The sequence below is a fragment of the Thalassospira sp. genome, from assembly GCF_048059015.1.
Classification (GTDB): domain Bacteria; phylum Pseudomonadota; class Alphaproteobacteria; order Rhodospirillales; family Thalassospiraceae; genus Thalassospira.
This window is the reverse complement of record NZ_JBLLNT010000012.1, coordinates 208473-234357: the sequence shown is the minus strand read 5'-3', so window position 1 is coordinate 234357 and position 25885 is coordinate 208473. Positions and strand designations below refer to the sequence as shown.

The window sequence follows — 25885 nt, the reverse complement described above, 5'->3', positions numbered from 1 at the left end:
TTTTACAGCCAGCCTTTGCGCTTGAAATACAGCAACGGCAGAACGGCAGACAGGACCATTAGGCCGATGGCCACCGGATAGCCGAACTCCCATACCAGTTCGGGCATGAATTCGAAATTCATGCCATAGATGCTGGCGATCAGGGTTGGCGGCAGGAAGGCCGCGGCTGCAACCGAGAAAATCTTGATGATATTGTTCTGCTCAAGACTGATCATGCCAAGCGTCGCGTCCAGAAGGAAGGTGACCTTGTTGGCGATGAAATTGGCGTGTTCGGTAATAGACACGATATCGCGTGAAATCACCTTAAGCCTTGCCTTGGCATCCTTTTTCAACCGCGCCTGGGTTGAAAGGAACAACCCAACACGATGCAGGTTCAAAAGACTGTCTTTTGCCTTGCCCGACAGGTTGCCGGTTCGGCCAATCTGACGCAGGGTTTCACGGTGATCCTGATCTGATCCGCGATCTTCGGGATTGGCGAAAACCTGATTGGATAGAGCTTCAAGGTCGGTGGTGGTCTGTTCCATCAGATCGGCAAGGCGGTCGACGATCTGTTCAAGTAACCCAAACAAAACGGCTTCGGCACTGTTTGCCAACGAGGGGCTGCGCTTCACGCGACGAATAAAGGTTTTAAACGGCACCGGATCGGCATAGCGCAGCGTGATCAGGGTCTTTTTGACCAGAATGAAGGTTACTGCGGTTGTCTGCGGCGCATCTGTGGTTGCCCGGGTCAGAACCGACACTGTCATGAACAGCGCGCCGTCTTCGTCATAAAGGCGCGATGACAGCTCAATTTCTTGCATCTCTTCACGGGTCGGGACTTCGATGCCAAATCGCTCTTCGATCTCGTGAATCTCATCTGAGGTCGGTGACAACAAATCAACCCAAACTGGCAGGCGATCGGGCTTCACCACATCCGAACTGTCGTCGGACTTCGGTACGGGCGACAGGGAATTGGCAGAAACCTTGGAAACGGCTGGTTTGGCGGCGGCGGCGTCATTGCTTTGGGCACCAACGTTATTGGCGACGTTATCGGTCGCACCATTGCCATCAACGGTGTTTGAACGCACCGGGGCAAAGAATTCGTTGGTATCCATAAGCCTTCTCCATTCCTGCTGGCTTGCCGATAGCGGATGCCAGATTATCGCTTTGTTGTCATATGGGGATCGGAGCGCCATCCAACCCGAAAGATGCCGCGCCGAACAATGATTGTTCGATGACGCGCAAAATCAGAACGGCAAGACCGTTTGAAACGAGAACGGATCAATATCAGGATCGGTTCCACGTTTGTCATCAAATGTTGCGCGAACCTGGTCCAAAAACTCGTCCTTGCTGATCACTTTATCACCATCTACGTCAAAGGACGGAAACAGAAGTTCCAGTCGGCGACTTTCGGTTCGAAGCCGTTGGCGATTGGCATCAGCCGATCCGGGTAATTGTTCGACGGCGGCAAATTCGCGTGCGACCAGAACATTATCGCCGGTGATATCGCGCCTGCGGAACATCCAGCTTGCATAGGATGCGGCTTCGTCTGCGCTGATGCGTCCGTCTTGGTCGATGTCGATCGGGTGATATTGTTCACGGTAAAGTTTGACCTGCTCGGGTGTTCCCAATCCAACAACACCAGCACCACCGTTTTTCTGCGCCAGCGCCTTGGCAATGGCTTCATTCAATCCCGGCACGTTACCGGTTGCGCCATCGGGCAAGCCAGTGGCACCAGCAGCCCCATCAAGACCACTTAGCCCGGACAATCCACCCAAACCAAATTGCGACATCAGTTCGGGATTGTTTTGTAACTGCTGCATGATCAAGGGAAGAAGTTCGCGCATCTGGGGCGAGCTGACTTCGGGCGAGTTTGATGTGCCCCCCGCCTGATCAAGGCTAAGACCCTGTGCCTGTGCATGACCAGAACCATCTGGGGACAAACCCGAAAGCACGGTTTCGCCAAACAATGCGCAACCCATTAATAGAATGGCAGCTTTTATCCGCAACAATCGCTTCCTTCGTTTCGCTGACGCTGCCCCGCGACAGCAATTTGTGCCCGACAATCTGGCATCGGTTTACCCCATCAGCAACCAGCGTTTTGATCTCTGGTTTCTGTTTTAAGGATGCCTGATCAGGGTCACACGAAATTGTAGCTACATTTTGCAGGAGTTTGCCCGCACTTCAAACACCTGACCATCAGAACCCATAAAACGCGTTCTTATGGTCTTCCCATGGGAACCCGTGGAACGTTCCTGGGATTTCATGGGCAGCCGATGGATAAGACCGTGATTCAACGTGTTTTTGGCGGATTTCAGAGGTTTCGCATATACCGCGGAATCCGCGGAAAAGCACCAAATCGTCACATTTGACCCCATCAAATCCCATTGACCCCCATCATTTCCCATGGTACCCCATAAGCAGGCATATTTTCTGTGCCATGCGGGGCATATCCATTTCAAACATCGACAGGTCACATGACCGCCCGTTCCGGGCCTTGTTTTGAGATCGGATTATTTTTGATCAGGGGAATGGCGAAGTGCTGTTCACAGGGACGCACATTCACAAGCTGGACCGGAAGGGACGCGTATCCGTCCCCAAGCGGTTCCGTGCGGCCCTTGAGGTTGAAGAATTCGCCGGCATCTACCTGTATCAATCCCACAAGGAAAGCGCGCTTGAAGGCTGTAGCCACAGCCACATGGAACGCATTGCCGCATCGCTTGACGAACTTGATATGTTCTCTGACGAAGCTGATGACCTGGCAGATACCATCCTTGGCTCCTCGCATATGCTTCCTTACGACGGCGAAGGCCGGATCATTCTTCCCGCTGAATTGATCGAGTTTGCCCGTATCGAAGATCAGGTCGCCTTTGTCGGCCGTGGTCGCACCTTCCGCCTGTGGAACCCGGACATCTTCAAGCCCCTGCAAGATGCCAGCCGGACCCGCACGCTTAACCGTGGTGCGACATTGAAGCTCAAACCGATTGCCGACCTCCCCAAGGGTGCTCGTCCCGGCACCACAAACGAGGAGGACGCATCATGAGCGACAAGGATCTAAGCTTTGCCACAGAAGACCGTCCGCATAAGCCGGTCTTGCTTCGCGAGGTGCTAGAAGCTCTTGCACCCGCCGATGGCGAGATCATGGTTGACGGCACCTTTGGCGCAGGCGGTTACTCCCGCGCCATTCTTGATTCCGCCAATTGCGAACTTTACGGCATCGACCGTGACCCGACCGCTGTTGTAACTGGCCAGAAGCTTGAGACCGAATATGGCGGTCGCTTCCATATGGTTGAGGGTTGCTTTGGCGATATGGGTCGCTTGATCCCGGCTGCTGGCCCGGAACAAGTCGACGGTATTGTTCTTGATATCGGCGTTTCATCCATGCAGCTGGATCAGGCAGATCGCGGCTTTTCGTTCCGCGAAGATGGCCCGCTTGATATGCGCATGTCGATGTCTGGCCCGACGGCTGCTGACTTCGTCAATACCGCCGAAGAAGAAGACATTGCCAATGTCATCTATCGCTATGGCGAGGAACGCGCATCGCGCAAGGTCGCGCGCAAGATCATTGAAATGCGCGCCGAAGAGCCCTTTACCACCACATCCCAGCTGGCGCGTGCCGTCCGATCTGTTGTCCGCAAATCCAAGGACGGCATTGATCCGGCAACCCGCACATTTCAGGCATTGCGCATTTATGTGAATGACGAACTGGGCGAGCTTGAGCGCGCCATGGATGCGGCTGAGACCCTTCTGAAACCAGGTGGTCGTTTGGTTGTTGTGACCTTCCATTCGCTCGAAGACCGTCAGGTCAAAACATTCATGAAGGCGCGTTCTGGCGATCCAAAGAAAATGTCGCGCCGCCTGCCGGGCGAACCGGAAGTCGCAATCCCGACCTTCACGACCATCACGCGCAAAGCGGTTACCGGTCAAAAGGACGAAATCCGCGCCAATCCGCGCGCGCGCTCGGCCAAGCTTCGCGCCGTTGCCCGCAATGAACAGCCAGCATCATCGCAGGGAGGTCGCAAATGACCCGTGCGGTAACAATCCTTGGCCTGTTCCTGACCATTTTGATTGGTGGTGGCACCTATTGGGTCAGCCACGAGGTTGAACGCCTTGAAAAGCGCTATGCGGAAATTCAGTCCGACATTCTGGCCGAGCAGGAAAGCATCCATGTTCTTGAAGCCGAATGGAGCTATCTGAACAATCCGGCGCGCATCGAACGCCTGTCACAGGAATATCTCAGCCTTGATCAGATCAAGGTCCTGCAGATGGCAAGCATCGATGATCTGCCAGAAGATGCCGATCTGCATCAGTATCGCATCGACAAATTTGGCGAGGCCGTTGCCTTCATGCCGGTCCCGCGCGCCCGTCCGGGTGATTTGATGTATGACGAAGCCGCTGACACCATGATCATTGATGCTCCGTCCGTTGCCGCAAGCACGGGGGGCGCCCAATGAGTTTCACCCGTTTTTCTTACTGGCTGCGCGGCGATCGCCCGGAACTGGGCCCGGATCAGCGCGAACGCCTGGCCCTTGAAACCGCGCGCAACCGTATCTTCATCACGGGTGCGATGTTCATCATCGGCTTTAGCTGGATCACCTATGGTCTGGTCGATGCATCGGTTCTGCGTCAGGGCAACGAACCGGCAGTCGCGTCGGGGACCGATACGCGTGAGCTGAAAACCGAACGCGCAGATATTGTTGATCGCAACGGAATGTTGCTTGCGACCGACCTTCCGACCAACTCGCTTTATGCCGATGCACGGGTGGTCAAAGATCCGGTTAAGTCCGCCGACATGTTGCTCACCGCCCTGCCCGATCTGGATCGCGATACGCTGATCCGGCATCTGAGCTCACGCAAGGCGTTCGTCTGGCTGCGCCGTAACCTGACGCCTGAACAACAATATGAAGTCAACTCGCTGGGCATTCCGGGGTTGAACTTCCAGCGTGAAGAGCGCCGCGTTTATCCGCATGGTCGCTTGTTCTCCCATGTGCTGGGCTTTACCGATATCGACAATAACGGTATCGCAGGCGCCGAGCGCGAGTTCGACAATGAACTGCGCATCAATAACGGTCCGCTTCAGCTGTCGCTTGATACGCGTGTGCAGTATGCGCTTGAGGAAGAAATCGAACAGGCGATGGAAACCTATAGCGCGGTTGGTGCTGCGGGTCTGGTGATGGATATCTATACCGGCGAAGTGATCGGTATGACGTCCCTGCCAAACTTTGACCCGCACCGTCCGGGTCAGGCACCAGCTGACGCGCGCTTTAACCGGTCCACCCTTGGCGTTTACGAAATGGGATCGGTGTTCAAGCTGTTTAACACCGCAATCGCGCTTGAAACCGGGACTTCGACGCTTAATTCCGTTTATGACGCGACCGAGCCGCTTCGCGTGGCGCGCTTTGCCATCCGTGATTATCACGCTGAAAACCGCTGGCTGACGGTACCGGAAATCCTTGTGCACAGCTCCAACATCGGATCGGCGCGCATGGCATTGGCCTTTGGCGGCGAAGCACAGCGCAGCTACCTGAAAAAGCTTGGCATGCTCGATAAACCAGAGATCGAGCTTCCTGAAGTTGGCGGGCCGCTGGTGCCCAGCCCGTGGCGAGACATCAACACCATGACGATTTCATTTGGTCATGGTCTGGCTGTTACCCCGCTTCAGGTTGTCAGTGGCATTTCCACCATCGCCAATGGCGGTATTCGCCGTCCGGCAACCATCCTTAAACAGGATGGCGCACCGGCGGGTGAACGCGTGTTTTCCCAGAAAACTTCGGAAACGTTGCGCCGTTTGATGCGCCTCGTTGTTACCGAAGGTTCGGGCAAAAAAGCCGAAGTGGCGGGTTACTTCCTTGGCGGGAAGACCGGCACCTCGGAGAAACTTGTAAACGGGCGCTACGTAAAGAACGCCCGCATGTCGACCTTTGTCGCCGCCTTCCCGATGCAGGACCCGAAATATGTGGTTCTGGTGACGCTAGACGAGCCCAAGGGCACCAAAGAAACGTATGGATTTGCCACAGCAGGTTGGGTGTCCGCCCCTGCGGTTGGCAAGGTTGTGACACGTATTGCTCCCCTTTTGGGCATTGAACCGGCGAATGCGAAGGCGCCGGAGATCGAGCAAGCGCTGCAGATCGAACTTCGCAAGGGGGAACGCAAACTTGCGTCTTTCTGAGCTCATGGCAGGTGATCAAGCGGCATTGAAGCATGCCGAAGGACAGGACCCGAACATTACGGGCCTGACAGCAGATTCACGCACCGTGAAGGATGGCTATATGTTTGCCGCCCTGTCCGGTGCCCGAGACGACGGTTCCAAGTATATCGCCGATGCGATCAAGCTTGGTGCAGCGGCCATACTTGCAAAGGACGGCACCCCCAGACCAGCCGCGGCCACTGTTCCGCTGATCCCGGTTGAAAACCCGCGCAAACGTTATGCCCAGCTTGCTGCCCGTTTCTATGGCAAGCAACCAGCTAACATTGCTGCGATCACCGGTACGAACGGCAAGACATCGACTGCGATCTTTACCGAACAGCTTTGGACGATCCTTGGCAATATGTCGGGATCAATCGGAACCCTTGGCATTCGTGCAGCGGGTGCGAAGATCCCCGGATCGCTGACCACCCCGGACCCGGTTGCCCTTCATCAGAGCCTTGATGAAATGTGTGGCATCGGTGTTACCCATGTCGCGATGGAAGCAAGCTCGCACGGGCTCGATCAGTTCCGCCTTGATGGTGTGAAGGTCACGGTTGCAGCCTTTACCAACCTGTCACGCGATCATCTTGATTATCATGGCACGTTTGAAAAATACTTTGCTGCCAAGGCACGCCTGTTCTCCGACCTTCTGGCATCTGATGGCACGGCAGTTCTGAATGCCGATGTTGAACAGTTTGCGCTGCTTAAAAAGCTGTGCGCGAAACGTGGTGTCAATGTTCTGTCCTATGGCCAGAATGCCGATGACATCAAGCTGATCGATGCCACCCCGGACAGCACCGGCACCAAGATCACGCTTGCCGCTAATAAGGGCGAATACAGCGTTCATCTTCCGCTGATGGGAAGCTTCCAGGTCATGAATGCGCTGGCAGCCCTTTCGATCGTTGTCGCATCGGGTGCCGAGTTTGATGACGCGGTCATGGCGCTTGAAAAGCTTGAAGGTGTTCGTGGCCGTCTTGAGATGGTTGGTAAAACAAGCTTCGGCGCGCCGGTCTTTGTAGATTACGCCCATACCCCGGATGCGCTTGAAACCGTGATCAAGGCCGTCCGTCCGCATTGCAAAGGCCGCATCGTTTGTGTATTTGGTGCCGGCGGAGACAGAGACGTTGGCAAACGCCCGCTTATGGGCGCTGTAGCACAGGAATTCGCCGATATTGCCATCATCACCGATGACAACCCGCGTAGCGAAGATCCGGCCACCATTCGTGCCGCCATCAAGGCGAAATGCGATGGTGCGGTCGAGATCGGCGACCGTGCGGAGGCGATCAAACGCGGCATTGGCATCCTGCAACGCAACGATGTCCTTATTATCGCCGGAAAAGGCCATGAAAGAGGCCAAATTGCCGGCGATACGGTTCTTCCGTTTGATGATGCATCTGTTGCACGCAGCATCCTTGCTGGCGGCAACTGACCTAAAATCCCGTTACGGCATTCCGGCCGTGACGGCCTGACCGAAAAGAAAGTGACGTTATGACCAAGGCTGTTTTATGGACGGCAAAGGACGCCGAAACTGCAACCAATGGCACAACTTCTGGCGATTGGACAGTTACCGGCATCTCGATTGACAGCCGCAAAGTCAGCGAAGGCGATCTTTTCATCGCACTTAAAGGTCCGAACTTCGACGGTCACAAATTTGCCCAAGCCGCCCTTGATGCAGGTGCTGCTGCGGTCATGGTGTCAGATGCCAGCGGCATTACCGACACAGCCAAAGTCCTTCTGGTTGATGATACGATGGAAGCACTTGTGCGCCTTGGCCTTGCGGGCCGCGCACGGAGCAACGCCAAAATCGTTGCCATCACCGGCAGTGTCGGCAAGACCGGCACTAAAGAAGCCCTGAAATACGTGCTGTCCCAGCAGGGGAAAACGCATGCAAGCCCGGCAAGCTTCAACAACCATTGGGGCGTTCCGATCACGCTTGCGACCTTGCCTTCGGATGCTGAATACGGCGTTTTTGAAATCGGCATGAACCATCCGGGCGAAATCAGTCCACTTGTCAAGATGGTCAAACCATCGGTTGCCGTGATCACCACGGTCGTTGGCGCACATACCGAATTCTTCAAGGACGAAGCCGAAATTGCCATGGCCAAGGCCGAGATTTTTGATGGCCTTGATAACGATGGTACGGTGATCCTGAACCGCGACAACATGCATTACTTCGCGCTGGCACGCCGGGCCAAGGAACTTGGTATTGCCAACATGAAATGCTTTGGCACCGATGCCACCGCCAATTACCGTCTGTTTGAAGCCAATATCGTTACCGATGGCAGTGCTGTGCGTGCACGTGTTGGTGGTCGCGATCTGGAATATTTCATTGGCTGCCCGGGCGAACATTGGGTGATGAATTCACTGGCTGTTCTGGGCTGTGTTGATGCCATTGGTGCGGACAGCGTTCGCGCCGCACAGGATCTGGCCGATGTCACCCCGCCTGCTGGTCGTGGTGAAACCCATATCGTCAAGCTGCCATCTGGTGATGGCACCTTTACGCTGATTGATGATGCCTATAACGCCAACCCGACATCGATGATGGCCGGGATCAAGGTCCTATCATCAAGCAAACCGGGCGAAGGTGGCCGCAAGATCGCCGTTCTGGGCGATATGCGCGAATTGGGCGACGATGCGGTTCGCCTGCACGCCGACTTGCATCAGCCGCTTACCGCACTTGAAATTGATCGGGTCTTTTCGGTTGGGCCGTTAATGGCCGAGCTTGATAAAACCCTGCCTGCTGAGAAAAATGCCGGTCACTTTGTCACCGCCGAAGACGCAATTGAGCCAATCAAGGCCGATTTGCGCGATGGCGACGTGGTTTTGATCAAAGGATCGCTTGGCATTTACGTTTCGAAAATTGTATCGGCCCTAAAATCCTGTGGCGTGGTGGAATAGCCCACAACCGCAACAGCGAAAGTCGCAAAAGGAACGACCAGAGCAATGCTCTATAATCTGCTTTATCAATTTGCTGATCAGATGCCGGTACTCAACCTGTTTCGGTATATTACCTTCCGGACGGGTGGTGCGATCATTACATCGCTGATCCTGGCTTTTGTTCTGGGCCCGTCCCTGATCAACTGGTTACGTTCCAAACAAAGCGAAGGCCAGCCAATCCGTGAAGATGGTCCGGAAAGCCACCTTCTGACGAAAAAAGGCACGCCGACCATGGGCGGGCTTTTGTTGTTGCTGTCGACATCAATCGCGACCCTTCTGTGGGCGGATCTTTCCAACCCCTATGTCTGGGCGGTTCTTCTGGTTACCATCGGTTATGGTTTCCTTGGCTTCCTTGATGATTATCTTAAGGTCTCGAAAAAGAACACCAAGGGACTTCCGGGTAAGCTCAAGCTTTTGGGTCAGTTTTCCATCGCAGCCCTTGCTGCATGGTGGATTTCGTATAACACCGCCGATCCACTTTCGACCGCCCTTGCCTTCCCGTTCTTTAAGAACTTCCTGCTTGATCTTGGCTGGTTCTTTGTCCCGTTTGCCATGTTTGTCATGGTCGGTGCATCGAACTCGGTCAACCTGACGGACGGCCTTGATGGCTTGGCCATCGTGCCGGTCATGATTGCAGCAGCAAGCTTTGCCCTGATCACCTATCTGATCGGTAACGTTCAGTTCGCTGAATATCTGCAAGTCCATTATGTCGCCGGGTCGGGCGAATTGACCATTTTCCTTGGCGCACTGGTTGGTGCTGGTCTTGGTTTCCTTTGGTACAACGCCCCGCCTGCGATGGTATTTATGGGTGATACCGGATCACTCGCCCTTGGTGGCGCGCTTGGTGCGGTTTCAGTGGTCACCAAACACGAACTGGTTCTGGCAATTATCGGTGGTCTGTTTGTTCTTGAGACCCTGTCAGTCATCATTCAGGTCGGCTCGTTCAAGCTGACCGGCAAACGCGTGTTCCGCATGGCCCCGCTTCATCATCATTTTGAGAAAAAAGGCTGGCAGGAACCGACCATCGTGATCCGTTTCTGGATCATCGCCGTGATCCTGGCACTGGTTGGCCTTGCAACTTTGAAACTTCGGTAAGGACGCCCCATCGTGATTGATCTTTCGCATCTGCGCGGCAAAACCATTGCGGTCTTGGGTCTGGGGAAATCCGGACTTGCCAGTGTGAAGGCATTGATCAATGCGGGCGCCATCGTTTGGGCGTGGGATGATAACGCCGCAGGCCGCGACCTCATCGAACCGCTTGGTCTGGCACCAATCAATCTGGCGGAATGTGACTGGACGGAACCCGATATGCTGGTGATCAGCCCGGGTATCCCGTCCACCTTCCCGACCCCGCATCCGGCTGCCGAAAAGGCACGCCGTGCCGGAAAGCCAATCATTTGCGATGTCGAGCTTCTTTGTACCGCGCAGCCAGATGTGCCGACACTGACCATCACGGGCACAAACGGTAAATCAACCACCACGGCCCTGACCGCGCATATCATTGCCGAGGCCGGGATTAAAACGCAGGCCGGCGGCAATCTTGGCAATGCCGCCCTTGGGTTGGAGCCATCAACGGCTGATGATTGTCTGGTGCTGGAACTGTCATCCTACCAGCTTGATTTGCTTGAACATGCCGAATTCGATGCTTGTGCGCTTTTGAACATTACGCCAGATCATCTGGATCGCCATGGCGGGATGGATGGCTATATCGGGGCCAAACGCCAGATTTTCGCGCGCAACAAAGGTCCGAAATGGGCGATCATCTCCGTTGATGACGAACCCTGCGCAAAGATGGCGATTGAGCTCGCCCGTGAAGGCGGCCGTCACATCATCGAGGTTTCTGTTAAAAAGCCGGTTGATCATGGCATCTATGTTGATGCCAATGGTTGGCTGATTGACGATATGAGCGGCGCACAGACCCGTATCCTTGATCTCAATACCGTCACCCACATGCCCGGTCGCCATAACTGGCAAAATATTGCCTTTGCCTATGGCCTGTGCCGTGCGCGTGGCGTTGATGCAACCAAGATCATTGACGGGGTGATGTCCTTCCCCGGCCTGGCGCACCGTCAGGAACGGTTGGGCACGCTTGATGGCGTTGTGTTTGTGAATGACAGCAAGGCCACCAATGCCGAAGCATCGGCAAAGGCCCTTTCGGCCTATCAAAACATCTACTGGATTGTCGGCGGCAAAGCCAAGGAAGGCGGGATTGAGGGGCTGGAAGAGTTTTATCCCCACATCAAGAAAGCCTATCTGATTGGTGCTGCGACCAACGCGTTTGCGCAAACACTTGGTGATGATTTGCCATGGGCGAAATGCGAAACCCTTGATGTTGCGACCAAGGCGGCCTTTGAAGATGCCAAAGCGAGTGGCGATGACGCACCCGTGGTGATGTTAACGCCCGCTTGCGCATCGTTTGATCAGTTCAAAAGTTTCGAAGCACGCGGTGACGCGTTCCGTGATCTCTTTACCCAACTGGCTGCTGCCGGGGAAACCGGGAAGGTGCGCGCATGAAGTCATTGTTTGGCAATAACACCAATATCGCCTTCTCGCGTGCGGATACCTCGGTTCTGGGGATCTGGTGGTGGACCGTGGATCGCTGGTTACTTGCCGCCATCATTCTTTTGATGGGCATTGGCGCATTGCTTGTGATGTCTGCAAGCCCGCCGGTGGCTGACCGCATCAATGTCGATAGCTTCCACTTCGTCACCCGCCAGTTTGTGTTCCTTGGACTGGCAGTCGGCTGCATGTTTGCCATTTCTCTTTTGCCGGTGAAATGGGTGCGGCGCATTGCATCCTTTATGTTTTTGGGCGTGATTTGCCTTTTGATTATCACCCCGTTTGTCGGGTCCGAGATCAAGGGTGCGGTACGCTGGATCCATGTTGCCGGTGTAACCATTCAGCCATCCGAGTTCCTCAAACCCGCTTTTGCGGTCGTGGTTGCCTGGATGTTTGCCGAAGGGCGACTGAACCCGAACTTCCCGGGCTATATCGTTTCAAGCCTGATGCTGGCGGTGTGTATCTTCCTTTTGATGATCCAGCCGGACTTTGGTCAGACCGTGGTTGTGACATCGATCTGGTCGGTGCAGATTTTCCTCGCTGGCCTTCCGATCATTCTGGTGTTCTGCCTTGGACTTGGCGCGGTTGGCCTTGCCGTTAGTGCCTATTTGATCCTACCGCACGTGCAGTCACGTGTGGACCGCTTCCTTGATCCGGCATCGGGTGACAACTATCAGATCGAACGATCGATGGAAGCCTTCATGAGTGGCGGCATCATGGGGCGCGGCCCCGGTGAAGGCTGGGTCAAGAACTCCATCCCCGATGCGCATTCCGACTTTATCTTTGCCGTTGCGGGCGAAGAATTCGGGCTTCTGTTCTGTGTGCTGGTGGTGGGTGTCTTTACCTTCATCATCATGCGCGGGCTTTCGCGCCTGATGGGGGAACGCAACCTGTTTGTCGTTCTGGCTGTCACCGGCATTCTGGTGCAGTTCGGCCTGCAGGCGGTGATTAACATGGCCTCCACCCTGCAGCTTGTCCCGCCAAAAGGCATGACCTTGCCGTTCGTATCCTATGGCGGTTCGGCAACCATCGGCATTGCGATTGGAATGGGTTTTGTTCTTGCCCTGACGCGTAAACGCCCCGGCGAATAGAAGTTTCAGCCTCTTCTGATAAATCTGCATGAAAACGACAAAATCGGGCCGTAATCCCTCCGCGGTTTGAAGGGATATTAACCTTTGTCGGGTTCTGATGGGGGTAACTGTCCGGGAGCCATCCCGGCCCGCCGTCGTTTCATATGTGGACAAGATGACTGACTTCACCAAACTTGATATTTCCGCCGACGAGGCACCGCTTGCGGGCCAAGTGATTGCCGTGACGTCGGGCGGAACCGGTGGGCATATGTTCCCCGCTGTTGCCTTGTCCAAATCCCTTGTCCGTCGTGGTGCAAAGGTGCTGTTTTTCACCGATGCCCGTGCTGCACGCTATACCGAAGGCGTCGACGGTGTTGACACCATCATCCTTCCGGCGGGCGGCATTGCCGGTAAGGGCATCAAGGGTCGCATTCTGGGCGCTGCCCGTCTTGGACTTGGCACCCTTAAGGCACGTTCCCTGATCAAAAAGGCCAAACCGGCTGCCGTGATCGGCTTTGGCGGATATGCATCGATCCCGGCGACCATGTCGGCAAAGTGGCTGGACATTCCATTTGCCATTCACGAACAGAATGCAGTTTTGGGACGTGCCAATCGTTTGGTCGCATCGCACGCCGAACGCATCGCGACATCCTTTGCCAAGGTCACCATGATTGCGCCAACTGATGAGGCCAAGGTGATCTGGACCGGCAACCCGGTGCGCGCCGAAGTCGCAGCCATTGCCAGTTCCGAATATGATGCGCCGACCAATGATGGTCCGATCCGCGTTCTGATCACGGGTGGATCACAAGGCGCACGCGTCCTGTCCGAAGTTCTGCCCAATGCGTTGGTCAATCTGCCCGAAGATTTGCGCAAGCGTCTTGTCGTGACCCAACAGGCCCGCGAAGAGGATATCGATGCAGTGCGCGCGACCTATGACGGATCAAAGATCGATGTAACATTGGCATCCTTCATCAACGATATCCCCGAACGCCTGCGCGATTGCCATTTGGTGATTGCCCGTTCGGGTGCGTCAACAGTGGCCGAATTGACCGCGGCAGGACGTCCGGGTTTTCTGGTTCCCCTGCCCCATGCCATTGATGATCATCAACGTTTTAATGCCCAGCAGATTGAAGACACCGGCGGCGCGTGGCTGTTGCCACAGGATCGTTTCACAAGCGAGGTCGTCACCGAGCGCCTGGCAAAGCTTTTGACCAATCCCGCGGCCTTGACGCGTGCGGCAAAGGCCGCCAAAAGCAGCGGGCGCGCCAATGCTGCTGAACGGCTGGCCGATATGGTGCTTGATATGCTGGGACTGAACCCGGCTGGAAGCCCGAACAACGAAAATATGAGCAAAGACCGAGGAGACACGCAATGAACACCCTGCCGCTCAACATCGGCACCATCCACTTTGTCGGTATTGGTGGCATCGGTATGTCCGGTATTGCCGAAATTCTTCATAACCTTGGTTATTCGGTGCAAGGGTCGGACATTTCCGACAATGCCAATGTTCAGCGCCTGCGCGGTCTTGGCATCAAGGTTTTTGTCGGTCATCAGGGTGCCAATGTCGAAGACGCCAAAGTGGTCGTGATTTCCACCGCGGTTAAGTCTGACAACCCCGAAGTGGTTGCTGCGCGCGCAGAAATGATCCCGGTTGTCCGTCGCGCCGAAATGCTGGCCGAGCTGATGCGCCTTAAGGCTGCCATCGCAATTGGCGGCACACATGGCAAAACCACCACCACATCGCTTGTCGCAACCATGCTGGACGCAGCCGGTCTTGATCCGACCGTGATCAATGGCGGCATCATCAATTCTTATGGCACCAATGCGCGTTTGGGCGAAGGTGACTGGATGGTGGTTGAGGCCGATGAGTCGGACGGCACCTTTGTAAAGGTTCCTTCGACCATTTCAGTTGTGACCAATATCGACCCGGAACATCTTGATCACTGGAAAGATTTCGATCAACTGCGCGAAGCGTTCAAGAACTTCGTTCAGAACATTCCGTTCTATGGCTTTGCCGTTCTGTGCATTGACCACCCGGAAGTTCAGGCCCTGATTGGCCGTGTAACCGATCGACGTATCTTCACATTTGGCTTCTCGCCGCAGGCTGACGTGCGCGCAGTTAATGTCCGTACCAACATTGGCGACAGTGTCTTTGACGTTGTCATTCGCGACCGTGTGGATAGCCAGGAACGCGTAATCAAGGATGTCCGCCTGCCGATGGTGGGTGATCACAACGTTTCAAACTCGCTTGCGGCCATCACGGTGGCACTTGAGCTTGGCATTCCTGATGAAAAGATCGTCTCGGCCTTTGATGGATTTACCGGCGTTAAACGCCGCTTCACCAAAACCGGTGAAGTTGATGGCGTGACGATCATTGACGATTACGGTCACCACCCGGTCGAGATCAAAGCGGTCCTTAAAGCCGCCCGTCAGGCGACCAAGAACAACGTCATTGCTGTGGTTCAGCCGCACCGCTATTCGCGCCTGCATGACCTGTTTGAAGATTTCTGCACCTGCTTCAATGATGCCGATAGCGTCATTGTCGCCGACGTTTACGAAGCCGGTGAAAGCCCGATTGAAGGCGCATCGCGCGATGCACTGGTCGATGGCATGCGCAACCGTGGTCACCGCCATGTCAGTGCGCTTGAAGGCCCGGAAAAACTGGCTGAGGTCATTGCTGAGAAAGCCAAGGAAGGTGACCTTGTCGTCTGCCTTGGTGCCGGGTCCATCAGCGCTTGGGCCAACGCCCTTCCTGCACAACTTGAAGCCCTGAAAAACTGAGACACGCATGAGCACGCCGGGACACCATACGCCACTGATTGATCGCCTGCCCCAGGTGCGCGGCAAGCTGCGTGAAGGCGCACAGCTTGCCAAGGTTACCTGGTTTCAGGTGGGCGGTCCGGCCGATGTCATGTTCCGTCCGGCTGACGAAGCCGATCTTGCCGACTTCCTGAAAGGCAAACCAGCCGATATGCCCGTCACCGTGATCGGCGTTGGCTCCAACCTTTTGGTGCGTGATGGCGGCATTCGCGGCGTTGTTATCCGTCTGGGCCGTCCGTTTACCGATGTCGTGGTTAAGGATGGCGCCGTCCATGCCGGTGCCGGTGCGTTGGATCTGAATGTGGCGCAAACAGCCCAGATGAATGGTATTGCCGGGCTTGAGTTCCTGTCAGGCATTCCTGGCACCATTGGCGGTGCCCTTCGCATGAATGCCGGGGCCTACGGGTCGGAAATCAAGGATGTTCTGGTTTCAGCCACCGCAATCGATGGAAACGGTAACATCCATACAGTCACGCCCGATGAGATGGACATGACATACCGCCATTGCGGTGTACCAGAAGACTGGATTTTCACATCCGCCGTCTTGCGTGCATCGTCTGGCGACCCCGAAGACATCGCCAAGCGCATGGACGAAATCCAAAAAGCCCGCGCCGGATCGCAACCGATCAAATCGCGCACGGGTGGCTCCACCTTTGCCAATCCGGTGCCTGAACGCGCATGGGAAGTGATTGATGCGGCAGGCTGCCGCGGATTAACCATCGGCGGCGCGCAGATGTCTGAACAGCATTGCAACTTCATGATCAATACCGGTGATGCCACCGCCCTTGATCTTGAACAGTTGGGCGATGAAGTCCGCAGACGGGTTAAAGAACATAGCGGCGTTGAGCTGCGCTGGGAAATCCGGCGCATTGGTGAACGCCTTGGCCACTCGATCATAGGAAAAGACGCATGAGCAAACATGTCGCTGTCATTCTGGGCGGTTGGTCAGCAGAGCGCGAAGTATCACTGTCATCAGGGCGCGAATGTGCCAAGGCGCTTCGTGAAAAGGGCTATCAGGTTACCGAAATCGATGCGACCCGTGACCTTGCCCATCAATTGACCGCCATTGATCCCAAGCCGGATGTCATTTTCAACGCACTGCACGGCCGTTGGGGTGAAGACGGAGCAGTTCAGGGCCTACTAGAAATCCTGAACATTCCCTACACCCATTCGGGTGTGCGCGCATCGGCCATCGCCATGGACAAGATGTCGGCAAAGGCGATGTTCATGGAATATGACATTCCCTGTGCGCGTCACGTTTGGGTTAGCCGCGATGACATTGCCAATGGCACGGCCCTGCCGCCGCCCTATGTTCTGAAACCCAACAACGAGGGCTCATCAGTTGGTGTTGAGATTATCCTCACACCCGAAGAAGAACAGAACATGCTGGCGCGTGAATGGAAACATGGCGATGGCGTGATGCAGGAAGAATTCGTTGCCGGGCGAGAAATGACCGTTGCGGTCAAGGATGGCAAAGCGATGGAAGTCATCGAAATCCTGACCGGCAACCATGCCTTTTATGATTTCGAGTCCAAATACGCCCAAGGCGGGTCAGAGCACATCATCCCGGCCGACATCCATGGTGACTTGCGCGACCGCCTGCAGCGCCATGCCGAAGAAGCCTATCGCGCGCTTGGTTGCCGCGGGGTTGCACGGGCCGATTTCCGCTATGATCCGGAACAGGACCGTTTGGCGATCCTTGAGATCAATACGCAACCCGGCATGACGCCGACATCACTTGTTCCCGATGCTGCCCGCCATGACGGGATGAGCTTTGCCGACATCGTTGCATGGATGGTGGAGGACGCATCGTGCGAACGCTAGAAGAACAGGCCCGCGAGCGGCGTGAGAAGCTTGATAAAAAGCATAGCGTCGCGACAAACGTCAAAAAGATCGCGCGTGTCATGTGGTGGACGGGCTTTGTTGGTGCGATCACCATCATCCCCGCAGCCCTTCTTTATACCGGCAAGGCCGATAAATGGTTGGCGATTGCCGAAGAAGAAAGCATTCGCCTGTCTGCCGAGTTTGGCATGACGGTCAAAAATATCGAAGTATCTGGCCGCGAAAAAACCGATACCAATGCCCTTCTGGCGGCCATCGGCCAAAAACCGGGTACGCCGATCATTACCTTTGACGTGGATGCGGCGCGCGAACGGATCGAAGAACTTTCATGGGTGCGCAGTGCCACGGTCGAACGCCAGATGCCCGATACCCTGATTGTATCAGTGGTAGAACGTAAACCACTGGCACTTTGGCAGACCGAAGATCGCGGCCATGTCCTGATTGATGGCGATGGCGAGCAGCTTCAGAACTATGAGCTTGGCGATTACCTTGATCTGCCGGTTCTCGTTGGTGATGACGCACCGGAAAATGCCGCCGAAATGCTGGCAACCCTTCAGACCATTCCGGAACTTTATGAACAGGTAACCGGCGCGCAGCGTATCGGTCATCGTCGCTGGAACATCCAGCTTGCCAATGGCATGTTCATCCGCCTGCCCGAACAGGATATGGCAAAGGCCTGGCAGCGTCTTGAGACACTTAACCGCGAGCACGATCTGTTAAACCGCGATGTTTTGATTGTTGATCTGCGTCTTGCCGATCGTACCTTTGTGCGCCTGACACCGGGTGCCGCAGAACTAAGGCGCAATCCCCCAAAGAAGGAGGGGGCGGTCTAAACTGACCGCGAGCACCCCGCCAACCACAATCGACACAACCAGTTTTGCCGGTACGTCCGCATCTGAATCGGCGGAGTTACTTCGATCTTTTGCGCTATCCTTTGCAGGATGCCCAAAACGCCGGTCTGCCTTAACCAAATTGCAACCGCTTTTGGTGGAAAAGCAGCATAAGGTTTGGCATGTAAAAGTCAGACTTCAATAACTGCATATAATTCAGAGCACTCAATTGGCACGCAGCAAAACCAGATCAGGATTGATTGCGGCTTTGGACATTGGAACGTCCAAGGTCTGCTGTTTTATTGCGCGACGCGAAAAGGACCAGCCGCCGAAAATCATCGGCATCGGGCATAACATGTCCAAAGGCCTGCAAAGCGGATCGATCGCAAATCTTGATGCCGCACAGGAAGTTGTCCTGGCGGCGGTGAATGCGGCTGAAAAAATGGCGGGACAGACCATTGAGTCCGTCATTGTCAATTTGTCCGGCGGTCGTCCGGAATTTGAAACCCATACGGTTGAGCTCCCGCTTGGATCGCGCCCGATTGGCAATCTTGAGATCAGAAAGCTTAATGATCAGAAAGAAGCCCTTCTGCGTCAGGCTGGTGATGAGCTGATCCATACCGTCCCGCTTGGCTTCCGCCTTGATGGTGCGAATTCCATGAATGACCCGCGCGGAATGTACGGATCGACCCTTGGTCTTGATCTACATTTCGTGCGCACCCAAACCGCACCGCTTCGCAACCTAGACACCCTACTGGGTCGTTGCCATCTTGCGATTGAAGAAACCGTTGTGACCCCGTTGGCGTCGGGCCTGTCGGCCCTGACCCCGGATCAGCGTGATCTGGGTGCGACCGTGATTGATATGGGTGCAGGCACCACCAGTGTTGCTGTCTTTAACGGTGGTCAGGTGATCTATACCGCATCAATCCCGGTGGGTGGTGCGCATGTTACGCGCGACATTGCCTATGGTCTGAACACGTCGCTTAATCATGCGGAACGTATGAAAACCCTGCATGGCAGCGCGTTGACGTCACCATCCGATGATCAGGAAATCCTTGCGGTTCCGATTATTGGCGACGAGGACGAGAACAACTTCAACCATGTCCCGCGCTCGATGCTGATCAACATCATCAAACCGCGTCTGGAAGAAACGTTTGAGCTGATTCGTGATCAACTCGAAGAACATGGATTGTCGCAGATTGGTGGCCGCAGCATTGTCCTGACCGGTGGTGCCAGCCAGCTTAATGCCATTGCCGATCTGGCCAATCAGATGTTTGAACGCCCGGCCACCATTGCCCAGCCCCATGGGGTTACCGGCCTTGCCGAAGCGACAGCCGGACCGGCCTTTTCCGCCTGTGCTGGCCTTCTTTTGCGTGCTGTTGAACAGCAGAACGATCCGTTAAGCGAAGCCATGGCGCAAATCCGCCAATCGGGTGGCCGCTGGGGGCGTCTGGGGGCGTGGTTTAAGGAAAACTTCTAGTTTTTTCTGAACCCGACCTCTGCAATCCGCAGAAATCTGCGATTACGAAAAAGAAGCACATTTTTTTGTGCATTTTTCCGAAATCTTTTACGCGCATTAACAAGGCAATAACTCTTTGCCCGCTAAAACGGACTCGGAGGTCTTTGTGCCCGAAGCATTTCTGGCACGCATAAGCAAAGGGAAGGCTTGTGTGATCTTTAAGCTCTAAAGCGCGGAGAGGAAGAGCAAACAATGAGCACGATTAATTTTTCCGTTCCTGAAACGGAAGAAAACCTAAAGCCGAAGATCACCGTTATCGGTGTCGGCGGCGCAGGCGGAAACGCCGTTAACAACATGATCGCATCCGAACTTGAAGGGTGCGACTTCGTTGTTGCCAACACCGATTCTCAGGCCCTGACCCAAAGCAAAGCCACGCGCAAGATGCAGCTTGGCCGCAAAATTACCCAGGGGCTGGGTGCAGGCGCACGTCCTGATGCAGGCAGTGCCGCCGCAGAAGAATCCATCGAAGACATTCAGGCCCAGCTTGAAGGCAGCCACATGGTATTCATCACCGCCGGTATGGGCGGTGGTACGGGTACCGGCGCCGCCCCGGTCATTGCACGTGCCGCAAAAGAAGCCGGCATTCTGACCGTTGGTGTCGTTACCAAGCCGTTCCATTTCGAAGGCACGCGCCGCATGCGCACCGCCGAACAGGGTATCGAACAGCTTCAGCAGTATGTTGACACCCTGATCATTATCCCGAACCAGAACCTGTTCCGGGTCGCGAACGAAAAAACCACCTTTGCAGATGCCTTCCAGATGGCTGACGATGTTCTGCGCAACGGTGTGCGTTCGATTACCGACCTTATGATGGTTCCGGGTCTGGTTAACCTCGACTTTGCTGATATCCGCACTGTAATGAGCGAGATGGGCAAAGCAATGATGGGTACCGGCGAAGCATCGGGCGAAAAACGTGCTCTTGAAGCTGCCGAAGCAGCCATTGCTAATCCGCTTCTGGAAGATGCGTCGATGAAAGGTGCCCGTGCGGTCCTCATCAACATCACCGGCGGCATGGATATGGCGCTTTACGAAGTTGATGAAGCTGCCAACCGTATTCGTGAAGAAGTTGCTTCCGAAGCCAACATCATCTTCGGTTCGACCTTTGATCCGACCATCGAAGGCGCACTTCGCGTTTCTGTGGTTGCGACCGGTATCGACGCCGAAGAAATGCGCCGTCCGCAGCCGACCACCGTTTCCGTTGCACAGCCAAAAGCGATCCAGCCGGAAGAAAAACCGTCTGTACCATCCTTCGCACAGCATGGTGCAGGCAATGCAGCGGCATCCGTCGCAGCAGAAAGCGCACCGGCACATGGTGCAGGCGATTATGCAGGTGGCGCATCGATCGATCACATTCCGGCAGAACGTTTTGCTGCAACCGGCAGCGCACAGCAGCCGGAACTGAGCCATCAGGCCGAAGCACAGGAAACCGGTTCCATTGAAATGGGCCAGACGGTTCTGAAACCGAAACCGGTTCTGCGTGCCAACAAGCCGACCGAAAAAACCAACAGCAATGGCGATATGGCCTTCATTCCGCCGCGCGCTGTGACACCAAGCGAAGCTGAACGCGCCCAGCACAGCCCGGATGTATTCGAAGCAGCAGATGCCCAGAATGCAACCTCGCCGCGCTCGGTTCTCAGCAGCCTGTTTGGCAAGAACAAGACTGTCAAGGAACCGCATCAGCACGTAGAGCCGAAAGTGTCCCAACCGCAGGCACCGGCACCGCGTCAGACTGAAATGCCACTTGGCGAAGACGTCAAGAAGGAGCCCGCTTCCCGGGGCAAGACGCAGTCTGCGTCTGATGACCTTCTTGAAATCCCGGCCTTCCTTCGTCGTCAGGCAAACTGACGACGATCTCCGCGCAAGAAAGGGAAGGCTTCATGCCTTCCCTTTTTTTATGAGCGGCCAAACAGAAATGACGCACCGCGTCATGGTTCGTGACCACCTCAATACCGGGCTTTGGTTACAAACAAGAACTCACAGACCACATTTTCGAATTAAATTAATTAATTTCAATATGTTACTTGATTTACAAAGCGTAACAAAGAGTGATTTGAGTGATAGTACGTAGGCCAGTAATGTTTGAAACTAACAAAGCACGGGTTTCCAACTCTGTAACGGCTTTGACATTGAGAGATTACAAACTGACTGACCTGATTTGGGGGTTCCTGTGAACAACATTGCCGACCTTAAGTCTGCCATCGCGCAGGCAGGCGTATCTGGAGACGATTACGTGCGTCAGCGTACGCTCAAAGCGTCGATCGGCTGTGCGGGCGTCGGGCTGCATTCCGGCCACAAGATCCGCATCACACTGCACCCTGCCCCGTCCAATCATGGCATCGTATTCCGCCGCACGGATCTGGATGACCAGCCGTTGTTCCCGGCACGTTACGATGGCGTGATCGACACCCGTCTTTGCACCTGCCTTGGCGATGCGTCCAAGGGCATCAAGATTGGCACCATCGAACATCTGATGGCCGCCCTTGCCGGTTCGCGCATCGATAACGTTCTGATCGATATCGATGCCGACGAAGTTCCGGTGATGGACGGAAGCTCCGCGCCGTTTAACTTCCTGATTGATTGCGTTGGCATCGAAGAACTTGATGCCCCGCGTCAGGTCATCGAAGTTCTGAAACCGGTTGAAGTCGAATATAACGGCTGCACTGCACGTGTTGAGCCGGCCCACGGCTTTGAGATCGATTTCGAAATTGATTTCGCCAGCAAGGCGATTGCCAACCAGCGCATGAGCGTGAAGTTCAATGACGGTGTCTTTGTTGCCGATATCGCACGTGCCCGTACCTTTGGTTTCCTGCACGAAGTTGAAGCCATGCGCTCGGCCGGTCTGGCGCGTGGTGGCTCGCTTGATAACGCCGTTGTTCTGTCGGGCGATGAAGTCATGAACGAAGAAGGTCTTCGCTATGAAGACGAGTTTGTTCGCCACAAGATCCTGGATGCGCTGGGCGATCTTTATACCGCTGGCCTTCAGCTGCAGGGCAAGGTTACCGCATATAAATCCGGTCACCATGTGAACAACCTTCTGCTTCAGGCGCTTCTGGCTGATGAAACTGCCTATCAGGTGGTTCCGATGACCAAAGCAGCCCTTCGCGGCATGGCAGAGCCGGTTCTGGCGACCGCCTGATTGCGAAATCTGGCACGAATGAAATACCAAAATGGCGGCCCGCGTGGTCGCCATTTTGCGTTTCCGGTTCCGGGTTAAACGGCTTCGCAGTCCCCTGTAAAACCCGGTCGGTGATAAAAGTCGCACAGGGGCGACACAACTACTTGCCCAAGGGCGCCCTTCACATGATATAGTCCGGCGGATTTTCACGTGAGTGCGTCACAGAATTCAAGGATAGGTCACAGTGCTAGTTACCGTTCGCGCAAAACAGATCATTGCAACCTGCGGCATGGCTTTGATGCTGGCAGCCTGTTCAAGCAATGAGGCACCGGAATATGTCGAACGTCCGGTTTCCGAACTGTATAACGGTGCGCAGGACCTTCTTGACGCCAAAGAATATCAAAAGGCCGCTGAGGCATTTGACGAAGTCGAACGTCAGCACCCCTATTCGGTCTGGGCCACCAAGGCGACCCTGATGTCAGCCTATTCCTATTATCAGGACAACAAATATGATGATGCGATCAACGCACTGGATCGCTTTATCTCGTTGCACCCGGCAAACCCGGATGTGCCCTATGCCTACTATCTTAAGGCATTGTCCTATTACGAACAGATTTCCGATGTTGGCCGTGATCAGCAGATGACCCAACATGCGATGGATGCGCTTGATGACGTGATCCGTCGTTTCCCCGACAGCAAATATTCCCGCGACGCCAAGCTGAAAAAGGACCTGACGGTCGATCACCTGGCTGGCAAAGAAATGAATGTCGGACGGTATTATCAGGACCGTGGCGAGTATCTGGCAGCAATCAACCGGTTCAAATCCGTGCTTGATACCTATCAGACCACGACGCATGTGCCCGAGGCCCTTGCACGTCTGACCGAATGCTATCTTGCTCTTGGTCTTGAAGGCGAAGCACAGCGCACTGCATCGGTTCTGGGCCACAACTTCCCGGGCAGCGAATATTACAGCGAATCCTATAGCCTTCTGGTCGGCGAAGACGCGCCGGAACGCGAAGAGAAAAGCTGGTGGGATTCGACAACCCAGTCCATCTCTGATCTGTTCTGATTCCAAAAATCACAAACAGCGGATTTCATACAGGTTTCCTTGACATTCGGGGCAAAACAACCCTAGAACACAACAGGAACACACTGCAGTTACGTCCTGTTTTTAAACCGTTTTGCCAAAAGCCTGCTTGCACAACCCGACAAAGACCGACAGGCATCTGCAACACTTGCAAGCCGGGTCGGTATTGGGCAATCTGCAAGTCACACAGAAGTTTGACCGAACCTGTCTGCTGTCCCGTTAACAACATCAGTGCCCAGCAATGCTTCGCCGTCTCAGCATTCGGAATGTAGTCCTTATCGACAAACTGGATCTCGATTTTCACGACGGGCTTAGCGTGCTCACAGGTGAAACCGGTGCCGGTAAATCCATTCTGCTTGATTCGTTGGGTCTTGCCCTTGGCGCACGTGCCGATAGCGGCCTTGTCCGCCATGGCTGTGACAAATGCAGCGTAACCGCGACCTTTGCCCTGCCGCAAGGTCATCCGGTCTTTGGCCTTCTTTCCGAACAAGATATCGACCTTGATGGCGAGGAACTGGTTGTCCGGCGTGTTGTCACTGCCGATGGCCGTTCACGCGCCTATGTCAATGATCAGGCGGTATCGGTTGGCCTGTTGCGCGATGTCGGCGATTACTGCGTCGAAATTCAGGGCCAGTTTGATCAGCACGGCCTGCTTGATCCAACCACACACCGCGCGACCCTTGATGCCCATGGCAATCTGGGCGTTCTTGCCTTGACCGTGCGCGATCATTGGCGCGCCTGGCGGGAAACGCAAAAGGAACTGAACGCCGCACGTGCGCGCATCGACAAGGCCCGCGAAGAAGAAGAATGGCTGCGCCATGCGGTTGACGAGCTTGAAAAACTTGGTCCAGAAGAAGGCGAAGAAGAACGCCTTGCCGAGGAACGCCAGTTCCTGATGCATGGTGAAAAGCTGGTCGCGGCCCTCAATGACGCCGGATCGGAGCTTTCACGTGGCAAGGGTGCTGAAAGTGCCCTTCGCGGGGCGCAGCGTTGTCTTGAACGCGAACTAGAAAAGGCCGATGGCCGGTTTGAGCCGATCATTGAAGCCCTTGATCGTGCCGCGATCGAGCTTGAAGAAGCCAATCGGGCGATATCGGCTACACTTGCGGATCTTAATGTCGATACCGGACATCAGGAAAATGTCGAAGAACGCCTGTTTGCCCTGCGTGCAGCAGCGCGCAAATACAATGTTCCGGTCGATGGGCTTAATGCCCTGATGAAGGATTTCCGATCCCAGATCGATCAACTGGAATTCGGTGAGAAGGAACTAGATCGCCTGACCGCGGCCGTCACTGAATATCGCACAGCTTATATCGAAGCTGGCGAGAAGCTTCATGCTGCGCGCAAGGAAGCAGCCGCCAAGCTTGATGGCGCAATCAATGCGGAACTGCCCCCCCTTCGTATGGAGAAGGCCCGCTTTGTCACCGACATCGCAGCGGTCGAGGAAAACGAATGGGGCATTGATGGCATTGATCGGGTGCAATTTACCGTTGCCACCAACCCCGGAAGCCCGCCCGGCGCGCTTAACAAAATCGCATCTGGTGGTGAGTTGTCGCGTTTCCTTTTGGCGCTGAAAGTCGTTCTGGCCCGTGTATCGGCTGTGCCCAGCCTTGTCTTTGACGAAGTCGACAGTGGTGTGGGTGGTGCAACGGCGGCTGCCATTGGTCAGCGCCTGCATCTTCTGGCCAAGGAACGTCAGATATTGGTGATTACGCATAGCCCGCAGGTCGCGGCACGCGGACGCACGCATTTCTATATCGCCAAGCGCGAGACAGAGGGCACCATGGTGACCCGCGTTGATGCGCTGGTTGATGGTGCACGGCGCGAAGAAATTGCCCGTATGCTGGCTGGCCATTCTGTCACGGCCGAAGCACGGGCTGCTGCAGATAGCCTTTTGGAACAACCAAATTAATTCCCGGTGCCATGCACCAGACCAACCT

21 protein-coding genes are annotated in these 25885 nt (G+C 55.2%); 19 read left to right on the top strand and 2 right to left on the bottom strand.

Annotation, left to right across the window (positions count from 1 at the left end; translation table 11 throughout):
* Positions 1-2: 2 nt before the first annotated feature.
* Both corA and ACMZ66_RS16615 read right to left on the bottom strand, forming a co-directional pair.
* The gene (gene corA / locus ACMZ66_RS16620) at positions 3-1094 is read right to left on the bottom strand and encodes a magnesium/cobalt transporter CorA (RefSeq protein ID WP_416938806.1); all 1092 of its coding nucleotides are present in this window, start codon (positions 1092-1094) and stop codon (positions 3-5) included.
* A gap of 132 nt (positions 1095-1226) precedes the next feature.
* The gene (locus ACMZ66_RS16615) at positions 1227-1988 is read right to left on the bottom strand and encodes a hypothetical protein (protein ID WP_416938804.1); all 762 of its coding nucleotides are present in this window, start codon (positions 1986-1988) and stop codon (positions 1227-1229) included.
* A gap of 530 nt (positions 1989-2518) precedes the next feature.
* On the opposite strand from ACMZ66_RS16615, the gene ACMZ66_RS16610 reads away from it, so the two are divergent.
* The 19 genes from ACMZ66_RS16610 (at position 2519) to recN (ending at position 25857) form a co-directional block, all read left to right on the top strand.
* Positions 2519-3022, top strand: coding sequence for a division/cell wall cluster transcriptional repressor MraZ (locus ACMZ66_RS16610; protein WP_416938802.1), 504 nt, complete (start codon positions 2519-2521; stop codon positions 3020-3022).
* Entirely contained in the window at positions 3019-4005 is a 987-nt protein-coding gene (rsmH, locus tag ACMZ66_RS16605; protein ID WP_416938800.1) for a 16S rRNA (cytosine(1402)-N(4))-methyltransferase RsmH, read from the top strand. Before ACMZ66_RS16610 ends, rsmH begins: the two co-directional genes overlap by 4 nt.
* A complete protein-coding gene (gene ftsL / locus ACMZ66_RS16600) occupies positions 4002-4433 on the top strand; it encodes a cell division protein FtsL (protein WP_416938798.1) in 432 nt (143 codons plus the stop codon). The genes rsmH and ftsL overlap by 4 nt, the downstream gene beginning before the upstream one ends.
* Positions 4430-6148, top strand: a complete 1719-nt coding sequence (locus ACMZ66_RS16595) for a peptidoglycan D,D-transpeptidase FtsI family protein (RefSeq protein WP_416938796.1) — start codon at positions 4430-4432, stop codon at positions 6146-6148. Before ftsL ends, ACMZ66_RS16595 begins: the two co-directional genes overlap by 4 nt.
* Positions 6135-7595, top strand: a complete 1461-nt coding sequence (locus tag ACMZ66_RS16590) for a UDP-N-acetylmuramoyl-L-alanyl-D-glutamate--2,6-diaminopimelate ligase (RefSeq protein WP_416938794.1) — start codon at positions 6135-6137, stop codon at positions 7593-7595. Before ACMZ66_RS16595 ends, ACMZ66_RS16590 begins: the two co-directional genes overlap by 14 nt.
* Positions 7596-7654: 59 nt before the next feature.
* On the top strand, positions 7655-9064 hold the full coding sequence (locus tag ACMZ66_RS16585) for a UDP-N-acetylmuramoyl-tripeptide--D-alanyl-D-alanine ligase (RefSeq protein WP_416938792.1): 1410 nt from the start codon (positions 7655-7657) through the stop codon (positions 9062-9064).
* Positions 9065-9109: 45 nt separating this feature from the next.
* Positions 9110-10198 carry a phospho-N-acetylmuramoyl-pentapeptide-transferase gene (gene mraY / locus ACMZ66_RS16580; RefSeq protein WP_416938790.1) on the top strand — a complete coding sequence of 363 codons (1089 nt, stop codon included), beginning with the start codon at positions 9110-9112 and terminating at the stop codon, positions 10196-10198.
* A 12-nt stretch (positions 10199-10210) separates the two neighbouring features.
* Complete coding sequence (gene murD / locus ACMZ66_RS16575) at positions 10211-11617, top strand: UDP-N-acetylmuramoyl-L-alanine--D-glutamate ligase (protein ID WP_416938788.1); 1407 nt, start codon at positions 10211-10213, stop codon at positions 11615-11617.
* Complete coding sequence (gene ftsW, locus ACMZ66_RS16570; protein WP_416938786.1) at positions 11614-12753, top strand: putative lipid II flippase FtsW; 1140 nt, start codon at positions 11614-11616, stop codon at positions 12751-12753. The genes murD and ftsW overlap by 4 nt, the downstream gene beginning before the upstream one ends.
* Positions 12754-12907: 154 nt before the next feature.
* Positions 12908-14107 (top strand): undecaprenyldiphospho-muramoylpentapeptide beta-N-acetylglucosaminyltransferase, encoded by a 1200-nt coding sequence (murG, locus tag ACMZ66_RS16565; RefSeq protein ID WP_416938784.1) that lies wholly within the window; start codon positions 12908-12910, stop codon positions 14105-14107.
* Entirely contained in the window at positions 14104-15513 is a 1410-nt protein-coding gene (gene murC, locus ACMZ66_RS16560; RefSeq protein WP_416938782.1) for a UDP-N-acetylmuramate--L-alanine ligase, read from the top strand. The genes murG and murC overlap by 4 nt, the downstream gene beginning before the upstream one ends.
* Before the next feature lie 7 nt (positions 15514-15520).
* On the top strand, positions 15521-16465 hold the full coding sequence (gene murB, locus ACMZ66_RS16555; RefSeq protein ID WP_416938780.1) for a UDP-N-acetylmuramate dehydrogenase: 945 nt from the start codon (positions 15521-15523) through the stop codon (positions 16463-16465).
* A complete protein-coding gene (locus ACMZ66_RS16550; RefSeq protein WP_416938779.1) occupies positions 16462-17376 on the top strand; it encodes a D-alanine--D-alanine ligase in 915 nt (304 codons plus the stop codon). Before murB ends, ACMZ66_RS16550 begins: the two co-directional genes overlap by 4 nt.
* Positions 17364-18227 (top strand): cell division protein FtsQ/DivIB, encoded by an 864-nt coding sequence (locus tag ACMZ66_RS16545; protein ID WP_416938777.1) that lies wholly within the window; start codon positions 17364-17366, stop codon positions 18225-18227. Before ACMZ66_RS16550 ends, ACMZ66_RS16545 begins: the two co-directional genes overlap by 13 nt.
* Positions 18228-18453: 226 nt before the next feature.
* A complete protein-coding gene (gene ftsA / locus ACMZ66_RS16540) occupies positions 18454-19704 on the top strand; it encodes a cell division protein FtsA (protein ID WP_416938775.1) in 1251 nt (416 codons plus the stop codon).
* A 231-nt stretch (positions 19705-19935) separates the two neighbouring features.
* Positions 19936-21588: a cell division protein FtsZ gene (gene ftsZ / locus ACMZ66_RS16535; protein WP_416938773.1), complete on the top strand. Its 1653-nt coding sequence runs from the start codon at positions 19936-19938 to the stop codon at positions 21586-21588.
* 322 nt (positions 21589-21910) lie between these two features.
* Positions 21911-22879 (top strand): UDP-3-O-acyl-N-acetylglucosamine deacetylase, encoded by a 969-nt coding sequence (lpxC, locus tag ACMZ66_RS16530; RefSeq protein WP_416938771.1) that lies wholly within the window; start codon positions 21911-21913, stop codon positions 22877-22879.
* A gap of 223 nt (positions 22880-23102) precedes the next feature.
* Positions 23103-23927, top strand: coding sequence for an outer membrane protein assembly factor BamD (locus ACMZ66_RS16525; RefSeq protein ID WP_416938769.1), 825 nt, complete (start codon positions 23103-23105; stop codon positions 23925-23927).
* Between the two features lie 259 nt (positions 23928-24186).
* Positions 24187-25857, top strand: coding sequence for a DNA repair protein RecN (recN, locus tag ACMZ66_RS16520; RefSeq protein ID WP_416938767.1), 1671 nt, complete (start codon positions 24187-24189; stop codon positions 25855-25857).
* The last annotated feature ends 28 nt before the right edge of the window (positions 25858-25885 follow it).